The sequence below is a fragment of the Tabrizicola sp. genome (assembly GCF_036781545.1).
Lineage (GTDB): Bacteria > Pseudomonadota > Alphaproteobacteria > Rhodobacterales > Rhodobacteraceae > Tabrizicola.
Genome location: NZ_DAIQAT010000131.1, coordinates 1 through 9,708, shown reverse-complemented (window position 1 = coordinate 9,708; position 9,708 = coordinate 1). Strand labels below are relative to the sequence as shown.

12 protein-coding genes are annotated in these 9,708 nt (G+C 68.3%); 5 read left to right on the top strand and 7 right to left on the bottom strand.

Translation table 11 applies throughout. From position 1 onward, the window contains the following. From V7Q39_RS16050 to V7Q39_RS16040, 3 genes are all read right to left on the bottom strand, one after another. Window positions 1-91: nucleoside-diphosphate kinase (locus tag V7Q39_RS16050; RefSeq protein ID WP_333817621.1), on the bottom strand; the 91-nt coding region annotated here is incomplete at its 3' end. Between the two features lie 121 nt (window positions 92-212). Continuing rightward, window positions 213-605 (bottom strand): DoxX family protein, encoded by a 393-nt coding sequence (locus V7Q39_RS16045; RefSeq protein WP_443082532.1) that lies wholly within the window; start codon window positions 603-605, stop codon window positions 213-215. A 1-nt stretch (window position 606) separates the two neighbouring features. Then, window positions 607-777, bottom strand: coding sequence for a hypothetical protein (locus V7Q39_RS16040; protein ID WP_333817619.1), 171 nt, complete (start codon window positions 775-777; stop codon window positions 607-609). Here V7Q39_RS16040 and V7Q39_RS16035 point away from each other — a divergent pair. The 3 genes from V7Q39_RS16035 to V7Q39_RS16025 all read left to right on the top strand — a co-directional run bounded on the left by V7Q39_RS16035 (window position 776) and on the right by V7Q39_RS16025 (window position 4,090). Then, window positions 776-2,626 carry an ABC-F family ATP-binding cassette domain-containing protein gene (locus tag V7Q39_RS16035; RefSeq protein WP_333817618.1) on the top strand — a complete coding sequence of 617 codons (1,851 nt, stop codon included), beginning with the start codon at window positions 776-778 and terminating at the stop codon, window positions 2,624-2,626. The genes V7Q39_RS16040 and V7Q39_RS16035 overlap by 2 nt on opposite strands. Window positions 2,627-2,842: 216 nt before the next feature. Beyond that, window positions 2,843-3,463 (top strand): MarC family protein, encoded by a 621-nt coding sequence (locus tag V7Q39_RS16030; RefSeq protein ID WP_333817617.1) that lies wholly within the window; start codon window positions 2,843-2,845, stop codon window positions 3,461-3,463. A gap of 51 nt (window positions 3,464-3,514) precedes the next feature. Next, window positions 3,515-4,090: a retropepsin-like aspartic protease family protein gene (locus V7Q39_RS16025; protein ID WP_333817616.1), complete on the top strand. Its 576-nt coding sequence runs from the start codon at window positions 3,515-3,517 to the stop codon at window positions 4,088-4,090. 90 nt (window positions 4,091-4,180) lie between these two features. Here the strand turns inward: V7Q39_RS16025 and V7Q39_RS16020 are convergent, their stop codons facing one another. The 3 genes from V7Q39_RS16020 to V7Q39_RS16010 all read right to left on the bottom strand — a co-directional run bounded on the left by V7Q39_RS16020 (window position 4,181) and on the right by V7Q39_RS16010 (window position 6,367). Beyond that, window positions 4,181-4,723 (bottom strand): RSP_2648 family PIN domain-containing protein, encoded by a 543-nt coding sequence (locus V7Q39_RS16020; RefSeq protein WP_333817615.1) that lies wholly within the window; start codon window positions 4,721-4,723, stop codon window positions 4,181-4,183. After that, entirely contained in the window at window positions 4,720-5,949 is a 1,230-nt protein-coding gene (locus V7Q39_RS16015) for an RSP_2647 family RNA methyltransferase (RefSeq protein WP_333817614.1), read from the bottom strand. Before V7Q39_RS16015 ends, V7Q39_RS16020 begins: the two co-directional genes overlap by 4 nt. Before the next feature lie 61 nt (window positions 5,950-6,010). Beyond that, window positions 6,011-6,367: a hypothetical protein gene (locus tag V7Q39_RS16010; protein WP_333817612.1), complete on the bottom strand. Its 357-nt coding sequence runs from the start codon at window positions 6,365-6,367 to the stop codon at window positions 6,011-6,013. Window positions 6,368-6,635: 268 nt separating this feature from the next. Between V7Q39_RS16010 and edd the strand changes: the two genes are divergently transcribed. Both edd and eda read left to right on the top strand, forming a co-directional pair. Then, on the top strand, window positions 6,636-8,441 hold the full coding sequence (gene edd, locus V7Q39_RS16005) for a phosphogluconate dehydratase (protein ID WP_333817611.1): 1,806 nt from the start codon (window positions 6,636-6,638) through the stop codon (window positions 8,439-8,441). A 274-nt stretch (window positions 8,442-8,715) separates the two neighbouring features. Then, the gene (eda, locus tag V7Q39_RS16000; RefSeq protein ID WP_333817610.1) at window positions 8,716-9,363 is read left to right on the top strand and encodes a bifunctional 4-hydroxy-2-oxoglutarate aldolase/2-dehydro-3-deoxy-phosphogluconate aldolase; all 648 of its coding nucleotides are present in this window, start codon (window positions 8,716-8,718) and stop codon (window positions 9,361-9,363) included. 99 nt (window positions 9,364-9,462) lie between these two features. Here eda and V7Q39_RS15995 read toward each other — a convergent pair. Then, on the bottom strand, window positions 9,463-9,708 hold a 246-nt coding region (locus V7Q39_RS15995), incomplete at its 5' end, for a hypothetical protein (protein ID WP_333817609.1).

Sequence of the window (9,708 nt, the reverse complement as noted above, 5' to 3'; positions counted from 1 at the left end):
CCGCCTCCTCGAACTTGGCAACGATCTTGCCGGTCAGGTTGCGCTTGGTCGCATCAGGCTTGATGATCGACAGGGTGCGTTCGGTGGCCATCGGGCTCTCCATGGGTTGGGGCCGTCCTGGCCCGTGTGATGGCGGGCTGCTACCACGGGTCCGTCGCGAAGAAAAGATGTCGGCAAGGGGCGCCCGAAGGCCACCCCCTGCCCCGCGCCCGTCAGTCGCGCTTGGCCAGCGCGGCGTCCAGGCTCCACGGCCCCGGTCCTGCCGCGGCGATGTAGAGGAAGACGAAGCAGAACAGCATCGCCGCCTCGCCGCCGTTCAGCATCGGGAAGAAGCCGCCCGGCGCATGGGCCATGAAATAGGCCACCGCCATCATCCCCGACAGCACGAAGGCCACCGGCCGCGAGAAGAGCCCGATGACGAGCAGAAGCCCGCCCACCACTTCCAGCACGCCCGCGACAGTCATCATCGTATCCAGCGGAAAATCCATCGCTGCCGGCCAGCCGAACAGTTTCATCGTGCCATGGGTGAGGAAGGTCGCCGCGGTCACGATGCGCAAGAGGCTGCGGATCTGCGGTGCCCAGGGCTGAAGGAAAGTCATCTGCATGTCATTGTCCTGTCGTTGATTGTTCCTGCCGTCGTCTGGCTTCCGGCCGGTCGCGGGACAGCGCGCCAAGGCTACCCGCTTCTGCCGGGGCCGCAAGGCCTTCCGGGATTTCGGCCTCCGGCGTCCGGCAGAGGTTGACCTTGCCGCGCGGACAGGCCAAGCGTTCGTCCATGCTGAAGATCGAGGACATCACCTACAACGTCGAAGGCCGCCCTCTGTTCGAGGGCGCCTCTGCCACCATTCCGACCGGCCACAAGGTCGGACTCGTCGGTCGCAACGGCGCGGGAAAGACCACGCTTTTCCGCCTGATACGCGGTGAACTTGCGCTGGAGGGCGGCGCGATCACCCTGCCCCAGCGGGCCCGGATCGGCGGCGTGGCGCAGGAAGTCCCGTCGTCGGAGACCTCGCTCCTCGACACGGTGCTGGCTGCCGATACCGAACGCGCCAGCCTGATGGTCGAGGCGGAAACCGCGCATGATCCGCACCGGATCGCTGAAATCCAGGCCCGGCTTGCCGACATCGACGCCTGGTCGGCCGAGGGGCGGGCCTCCAGCATTCTCAAGGGCCTGGGCTTCGATGCCGAGGAGCAGCTGATGCCCTGCTCCGCCTTCTCCGGCGGCTGGCGGATGCGCGTCGCGCTGGCGGGCGTGCTCTTCGCGCAGCCCGACTACCTGCTGCTGGACGAGCCGACCAACTACCTCGACCTCGAAGGCGCGCTCTGGCTGGAAAGCTATCTGCAGAAATACCCCCATACCGTCATCATCATCAGCCACGACCGCGGCCTTCTGAACCGGGCCGTGCAGGGCATCCTGCATCTCGACAACCGCAAGCTCACCTACTGGCAGGGCGGCTATGACCAGTTCGCCCGCCAGATGGCCGAACGCCGCGCCGTCTTGCAGGCCGAGGCGAAGAAGGTCGAGGCGCGGCGCGCGCATCTGCAAAGCTTCGTTGACCGGTTCAAGGCCAAGGCCTCGAAGGCGGTGCAGGCGCAGAGCCGGGTAAAGATGCTGGAGAAGCTGACCCCGATCACCGCGCCGGAAGAGGCGAAGAAGGTGGTTTTCACCTTCCCGAAGCCCGAGGAACTGGCGCCGCCGATCATCAACCTCGACGGCGCGGCGGTGGGCTATGGCGGCCCGCCGGTCCTGCGGCGGCTGAACCTGCGCATCGACCAGGATGACCGGATTGCCCTTCTCGGCAAGAATGGCGAGGGAAAGTCAACGCTTTCCAAGCTGTTGGCGGGCAAACTTCAAGCGTCGGAGGGCCGGATTTCCCGGTCCTCAAAGCTGCGCATCGGCTATTTCGCCCAGCATCAGGTGGACGAACTGCATCTGGACGAGACGCCCCTGCAGCACATCATGCGCCTGCGCCCTGCCGAGGGCCAGCCGAAGCTGCGCGCGCGGCTGGCCGGGTTCGGCCTGATGGCGGATCAGGCAGACACGGTCGTCGCGCGCCTGTCGGGCGGACAAAAGGCGCGATTGTCGCTGCTTCTGGCAACAATCGACGCGCCGCATCTGTTGATCCTCGACGAACCGACCAACCACCTCGACATCGAAAGCCGCGAGGCCCTGGTCGAGGCGCTGACCGAATACCCCGGCGCGGTGATCCTGGTCAGCCACGACATGCACCTTCTGGGGCTGGTGGCCGACCGGCTGTGGCTGGTCAAAGGCGGCGCGGTGACGCCCTATACCGAAGATTTGGAGGCCTACCGCCGCCAGCTGCTGGCGGGCGATGAGGATGTGAAGGTCGCCGCGAAACCCGTTGAAAAGAAGAAACAAATAAGCCGGGATGAAATGCTATCCCTAAAGGCCGAGGTCCGCAAATGCGAGGACCGGCTGTCAAAGCTGAATGACATGCGCGACAAGCTGGCGAAGAAGCTGGCCGATCCCGATCTCTATGAAGACGCCCGCAAGGGCGAGCTTGCCACCTGGAACACCAAATACGCAGAGGTGATGCAAGCTCTGGACAAGGCCGAGGGGCTTTGGATCGCCGCTCAGGAGAAGCTGGACCTGGCTATCGCCTGAACGGATTGTATATACAGAGATACGTTCTGTATATACAATATTGTTGCGCGCAGGCACGCAATGCCGCTGCCTTTGACCTGGTTCCCTGGACTTATCGGTGCAGCCGCAGGAGTGACCGTTGGTTGGAAATCAATGGGCTGCGGGTGCCCCCGTCCCGCAGGTTCCGCTTCCCAAACGCCGGGCCTCCGCCTACCCTGCCGGAAAGCTGGGGGAAAGATGCCCGAGACAGCCTTCCTGATCACCGCCTTCGCCACGCTTTTCGTGGTGATCGACCCGCCGGGCCTCGTGCCGCTTTTCATCGCGCTGACCCGCGGGATGGGGGCGGAGCGGCGGCGGGCGATGGCGGGGCGGGCCTGCCTGATCGCGGCGGCGCTGCTCTTGCTGTTCGGGCTGGCGGGCGAGGCGATCCTGACCTTCATCGGCATCTCGATGCCCGCCTTCCGCATCGCGGGCGGCATCCTTCTCTTCCTCACCGCGCTCGACATGCTGTTCGAGCGCCGCACCCAAAGGCGCGAGGGGCAGCAGGCGGAGCCGGACCACGACCCCTCGGTCTTCCCGCTGGCGACGCCCCTGATCGCGGGGCCCGGGGCCATCGCCTCGGTGATCCTGCTGGTCGGGCAGTCGGGGCCGGGCTGGGGCGGGACGGTTGCGGTGCTGGGGCTGATGCTGGCGATGATGGCGGTGACCTATGCCTTCCTTCTCGCCTCGCCGCCCCTGGAGCGGATGCTGGGCCGGACCGGGGTGATCGTGATCACCCGGCTTCTGGGGATGCTGCTGGCCGCGCTGTCGGTGCAGTTCGTGATCGACGGGGTGCGGGGGACGGGGCTGATCGGCTGACCTTCCCATCCCCGCCCCCTGCCCCCATATCTGCCGAAACCGGAGGCGTTGATGGACGGTGAGACCCTGGCCCGGGTGGGCTATCTGGCGATCATTCTGGTCGCGCTTGGCGGCTGGGTGCTGGTCGAGTTCCGCCAGCGGATGGGGCAGGCCCTGCGGATGGCGCTGGCCTGGGGGCTGATCTTCGTCGGCGTGATGGCGGGCTACGGGCTGTGGTCGGACATCCGGCGCGACATCATGCCGATCCAGGAGGTCGCGCAGGACGGCGCGGTCGAGGTGCCGCGGGCGGCGGACGGGCACTATTATCTGACACTGATGATCAACGGAACGGCGGTGCCCTTCATGGTCGACACCGGGGCCTCGGGCATGGTGCTGGCGGCGGCGGATGCGAAGCGGCTGGGGATCGACCCGGACAGCCTGACCTATATGGGGCAGGCCAACACCGCGAACGGGGTGGTCCGGACGGCGCGGGTCAAGCTGCCGCTGGTCGAACTGGGACCGTTCCGGAACGTGGATTTCGGGGCCTTCGTGACCGAGGGAGAGCTGGACCAGTCGCTGCTGGGGATGGATTATCTGGGGCAGTTCCGGATGGAGTTCGACGGCAGGAAGCTGATCCTGCGGCAGTGAGTGCCCGCGCGCGGGCAGATGTTCCGGCGCAATGATTTCAGAGGCTTGGCCGCGGATATTAATCTTTCGGCAAGGATTGCGCCCCGCCGGTCAGGCCCCCAGCGCCTTGGCCAGCCGGTAGAGCCGCGCCCGCTTCAGCAAACCCTTCAGGGGCACGGGCTGGCCGGAGATCGCCTCGGCCTTGGCGCGCACAGCCTCGACGATGCCTGCCATCGTCTCGGGGTGGCGCGACTGCAGTTCCCACAGGAAGCCGTCGGGGTCGCGACGCGTGATCCCCTCGGCAGAGAGGGCATGGCCGGGGAAATCCTGCGCGTTGAAGGTGACGATCGCATCGGCGCCGCTGGCGATGGCGGTGGCAAGGACATGGCGGTCGTTCGGGTCGGGAAGAAGGAGGCGGGCCTCGATCTGCGGCTGTTCGCGGATCAGCGCGCGGGGGAACAGGCTGCGGAGGACTGCGGCCTCGCCCTCCGCGATGGCCGGGGCAGAAGGGCCGAGCTTGGCGGTCGCCAGCACCCATTCGCGCAGGATGCGGTCGGAGAAGACGGGCTGGTAGAGGCCCGCCTCTGCCGCCCCCTGCAGGATCTCGCGCAGGATGGTGGGATAGAGGACGCAGGCGTCGAGGACGGCCTTCATCCGTCCAGCCGGAAGGTGAGCGCCTTGAGGTAGGAGGATTCGGCCAGTTGCGGCAGGACCGGGTGGTCGGGTCCGGCAAAGCCGGTGTGGAAGATCTGCCCGCGCCTGCCACCGCGCCCGATGCCGCGGGCGGAAGCGTTGCGGAAGGCGGAGAGGTCGGCAGCATGCGAGCAGGAGCAGAGCACGAGATAGCCGCCGGGCGCGACCAGAGGCGCGGCAAGACGGGCGATGCGTTCATAGGCGCGCAGGCCCGCTTCCAGCGCGGGTTTCGCGGGGGCGAAGGCCGGCGGGTCGCAGATCACGAGATCGAAGCGCGCACCTTCGGCCCCGAGCGACTCCAGCATCTCGAAAGCGTCGCCCTGCCGGGTCGTGAAGCGGTCGGCAAATCCCGAGGCCTGCGCCCCCTGCCCCGCCAGCGCCAGCGCCGGAGCCGAGGCATCGATTGCCAGCGCGGAGTCCGCGCCGCCTGCGAGCGCCGCAAGGGCAAAGCCGCCGACATGGGAAAAGACGTCGAGCACCCGCGCCCCTTGCGCCAGCCGGGCCGCGAAAGCGTGGTTCTCGCGTTGGTCGAAGAAGAGGCCGGTCTTCTGGCCCCCCATCAGGTCGGCCATGTAGGTCGCCCCGTTCATCCGCACCGGGATCGGCGCGGTCGGGGCCGGGCCGCAGACCACCGCGATCTCTTCGGCCAGCCCTTCCAGCCCCCGCGCCCGGCCGGAGCCGTTCTTGATCACCGTCGCGACCCCCGTCACGGCCACAAGCGCGGCAACGAGGGCTTCAAGATGCGCCTCGGCCCAGGCGGCGTTGGGCTGGACCACGGCGACCGCGCCGAACCGGTCGATCACCACGCCGGGCAGACCATCGGATTCGGCATGGACCAGACGGTAGAATGGCTGCGGGTAAAGCCGGGCGCGATGCGCCATCGCACGGCCCAGCCGGGCAGCGAACCAGGCCGCGTCAATGGCCGCCTCCGGGTCGCGGTCCAGCATCCGGGCGATGATCTTCGACTTCACATTGACGGTGACAAGGCCCAGCGGGCGCCGTTCGCCATCTTCCAGCACCGCCAGCGCGCCGGGGGCCAGCCCCTGCGTGCGCCGGTCGGTCACCAGCTCGTCGGCATAGACCCAGGGGAAGCCGTGGCGGATCGCCCGCGCCTCGGCCTTGGGCTTCAGGCGGACGGTCGGCCAGGCGCGGGGCGCGGTGGCGGCGTCGTCATCGGTCGAAGTCATGCGGGTCCCCTTCCGGTCTGGTCAGGGCCCCGCATAGCCGCTTTCGCGCCCGCCCGGAAGGTTACTTCAGCTCGACCTGCATGGTGATGTTGGACGCGGCATACAGGTAATCCGGCTGTCCGGGGTTGCTGTTGGTCTGGGTCGAGACGCTGACCGCGGTGATGACGCAGCTTTTCGCGATGCTGTCGAGCAGGACCCGGCATTCGCCCACCGAGCGGGTGTAGAGGTTGCGGCGGTGGATGTCTTCCTCGGCCTGGCGCGCGGTGGCGTCGGTGCCGGTCAGCGGCAGGTTCAGGCTGATCGAGGTGTTGAACATGATCCCCATGGCGCCATCGGCGGTTGCCGTCGCGTCTTGCGCGCGGGCAAGCGGGGCGGACAGGATCAGGGCGGTCGCAAGGATGGGGGCGGCAAGGCGCATGGCAGGGCTCCGGCAAGGTTGAGGAAGTGTCCCCGAAGCGCGACCCTTGCGCAACGCCGAAAGGCGGACCGGTGTGGAAAACCCGACCGGCGGGGGCGCTGTACCCTTGGCTTTTGCGGCGCGGAGGATAACATTCCCGGGACGGGCGGTTTCGCGGTTGCGCGCCCCATCGAAGCTTGGCGCTGGATGAAGCGTCGGTTCGAATGATGGTTGTTAGCGCTAACATATACTGATATACGCAGCCCGAAGACCCATGCCGGAGGACGCCATGCCCCTTCACCCGACCATCGCCCGAGTCACCGACCGCATCCGCGCGCGGTCCGAGACCTCGCGCGGGCAGTATCTGGAGCGGATGGGCAAGGCGGTGGCGAAAGGCCCGGTGCGCGCGCATCTGAGCTGTGGCAACCAGGCCCATGCCTATGCGGCGATGGGGGCGGCGAAGGGCGCTCTGGCCGAGGCGAAGGTGGCGAACCTTGGGATCGTGACGGCCTATAACGACATGCTTTCGGCGCACCAGCCCTATGAGCGCTACCCCGAGCTGATCCGGGCGGCGGCAGCGAAGGCAGGGGTGACATGCCAGGTCGCGGGCGGGGTTCCGGCGATGTGCGACGGGGTCACGCAAGGCCAGGCGGGGATGGAGCTGTCGCTCTTCTCGCGCGACGTGATCGCGCTGGCGGCCGGGGTGGCGATGAGCCACGACTGCTTCGACGCGGCGCTGTATCTTGGCGTGTGCGACAAGATCGTGCCCGGCCTTGTCATGGCGGCGGCGACCTTCGGCCATGTGCCCGCGGTCTTCGTCCCGGCGGGGCCGATGACCAGCGGCATCCCGAACGACGAGAAGTCGAAGGTCAGGAACGCCTGGGCCGAGGGACGGGCGACGCGGGAAGAGCTGATGGCGGCCGAGATGGCCAGCTATCACGGGCCGGGGACCTGCACATTCTACGGCACGGCCAACACCAACCAGATGCTGATGGAGCTGATGGGCCTGCATCTGCCGGGGGCGAGTTTCGTGAACCCCGGCACGCCCTTGCGCGAGGCGCTGACGGTGGCGGCGGTGGAGCGGGCGGCGGCGATCACCGCTCTGGGGAACGACTTCCGCCCGGCGGGCGAGATCCTGGACGAACGGGCCTATGTCAACGGCATCGTCGGGCTGATGGCGACCGGGGGGTCGACCAATCTGGTGCTGCACCTGCCGGCGATGGCGCGGGCGTCGGGGGTGCTGCTGGATCTGCAGGATTTCGCGGAATTGTCGGAGGCGGTGCCGCTGATGGCCAAGGTCTATCCGAACGGCCTGGCCGACGTGAACCATTTCCACGCGGCGGGCGGCTTGCAGTTCCTGATCGGCGAGTTGCTGGATGCGGGCCTCCTGCATCCCGAAGCCAAGACGGTGGCGGGGGACGGGCTGGCCGCCTACCGGCAGGAGCCGGTGCTGGAGGACGGGCGTCTGGGCTGGCGCGAAGGACCGACGGCCAGCCTGAACGACAGGATCGTGCGGCCCGCCGCCGACCCGTTCGCGGCGCAGGGCGGGTTGAAGCTTCTGACCGGGAATCTGGGGCGCGGGGTGATCAAGGTCTCGGCCGTGGCGCCGGAGCGGCATGTGATCGAGGCGCCCGCGCGGGTGTTCCATTCGCAGGACGGGGTGAAGGCCGCGTTCAAGGCGGGGGAGTTCACCACGGACACCGTGGTCGTGGTGCGCTTCCAGGGGCCGCAGGCGAACGGGATGCCGGAACTGCATTCGCTGACGCCCACGCTGTCGGTCCTGCAGGACCGGGGCCTGAGGGTGGCGCTGGTGACGGATGGCCGGATGTCGGGCGCGTCCGGCAAGGTGCCGGCGGCGATCCATGTCTCGCCCGAGGCGGCGGCGGGCGGCCCGCTGGCGCGGCTTCGCGATGGCGACGTGGTGCGACTGGATGCCGTTGCGGGGACGCTGACGGTGCTGGCCTCCGATTTCGAGACCCGTGCGCCGGTGACGGCGGACCTGTCCGCCAACGAACACGGCACCGGGCGCGAGCTTTTCGCCGCCTTCCGCCGCCATGCCGGTTCCGCCGATACCGGCGCGGCCTTGGTTCTGTAGCTCCGGGCCTTGCGCCCGAAACATCCGTCGCTGCCTCCGGCGGGGATATTTTAACAAAGATGAAAGGACTCGGCAGGTAGGTTGCAAGTGCGGTACAGGCGGGGACGCCGATGACCGCCAAAGGTGAAAGGCCCCCCGTCTCCCCCGGTTCTCCGGCCCGAGATGGGGGCGCCCGCCGCCCTTCCTCTTGCCCTTTCATCTTTGCCACAAATATCCCCGCCGGAGGCTCCCGCACTATCCCCCTCCCCGACGCCGGGGCCTGAAGGAGCCTGATATGACCCCCGCCGAACAATCGCAGAAAGCCGCCGAAATCTGCCGTCTTGCCCCCGTCGTTCCCGTGCTGGTGATCGACGAGCTGGCCCATGCCAAGCCGCTGGCCGAGGCGCTGGTCGCGGGAGGCCTGCCCGCGCTGGAGGTGACGCTGCGCACCCCTGCCGCGCTGGATGCGATCCGGGCGATGGCGGAGGTGCCGGGGGGCGTGGTGGGTGCGGGGACGCTGCTTACCCCCGCCGATGTGAAGGCCGCGAAGGCGGCGGGGGCGCGGTTCGGGGTGTCGCCCGGCGCGACCGACCGGATCATCGCGGCCTGCGAGGAGGAGGGGTTGCCGCTTCTCCCCGGCGCGGCGACGGCATCGGAGATCATGGCCCTGCTGGAGAAGGGCTATACGGTGCAGAAGTTCTTCCCCGCCGAACAGGCCGGGGGGGCGGCCTACCTCAAGTCCATCGGCTCGCCCATTCCGCAGGTGACATTCTGCCCCACCGGCGGGATCAGCCTGAAGATCGCGTCGGATTACCTGTCGCTGAAGAACATCCTCTGCGTCGGCGGCAGCTGGGTCGCGCCGAAGGAGGCGATGGCGAAGGGGGATTGGGCCGCCGTCACCGCGTTGGCGCGCGAGGCCGCCGCCCTGCCCCGCAGCGCCTGAAGCGTGCCCGACAGAAGTGGAGTCTGGTTCTGTCGAAAGACCCAGCGACCACCCGGAAACCCGAGCCTGTCTGGCGCTTCCATCGGTGTCAGACAGGCTCTAGCCGGCCAGCCCCTGCCGCCCGATCCGCCCGCCCCGGCGGCGCGGGGCCTCGGGCTGGGTCAGCGCCTGCTGCAGCACGGTGGACATAGGGTGGCCGGGCTCGGGCAGGGCATAAGTCGCGATCAGCACCCGCACCGCATCGGCGACCGGGCGCCCGACCGGAATCGACAGCGCCCAGTCGACGAAGATCGACCGGCATTCGCCGAGGGTGATCCCCTCGATCCGGTAGCTTTCCCGCACCAG

Bases quoted from the DNA above. Each gene is read 5' to 3' on its own strand.
- V7Q39_RS16025 (WP_333817616.1), top strand. From the start codon at position 3,515: ATGGACGGTGAGACCCTGGCCCGGGTGGGCTATCTGGCGATCATTCTG.
- eda (WP_333817610.1), top strand. From the start codon at position 8,716: ATGACCCCCGCCGAACAATCGCAGAAAGCCGCCGAAATCTGCCGTCTT.
- V7Q39_RS16020 (WP_333817615.1), bottom strand. From the start codon at position 4,723: ATGAAGGCCGTCCTCGACGCCTGCGTCCTCTATCCCACCATCCTGCGC.
- edd (WP_333817611.1), top strand. From the start codon at position 6,636: ATGCCCCTTCACCCGACCATCGCCCGAGTCACCGACCGCATCCGCGCG.
- V7Q39_RS16015 (WP_333817614.1), bottom strand. From the start codon at position 5,949: ATGACTTCGACCGATGACGACGCCGCCACCGCGCCCCGCGCCTGGCCG.
- V7Q39_RS16010 (WP_333817612.1), bottom strand. From the start codon at position 6,367: ATGCGCCTTGCCGCCCCCATCCTTGCGACCGCCCTGATCCTGTCCGCC.
- V7Q39_RS16045 (WP_443082532.1), bottom strand. From the start codon at position 605: ATGCAGATGACTTTCCTTCAGCCCTGGGCACCGCAGATCCGCAGCCTC.
- V7Q39_RS16040 (WP_333817619.1), bottom strand. From the start codon at position 777: ATGGACGAACGCTTGGCCTGTCCGCGCGGCAAGGTCAACCTCTGCCGG.
- V7Q39_RS16030 (WP_333817617.1), top strand. From the start codon at position 2,843: ATGCCCGAGACAGCCTTCCTGATCACCGCCTTCGCCACGCTTTTCGTG.
- V7Q39_RS16035 (WP_333817618.1), top strand. From the start codon at position 776: ATGCTGAAGATCGAGGACATCACCTACAACGTCGAAGGCCGCCCTCTG.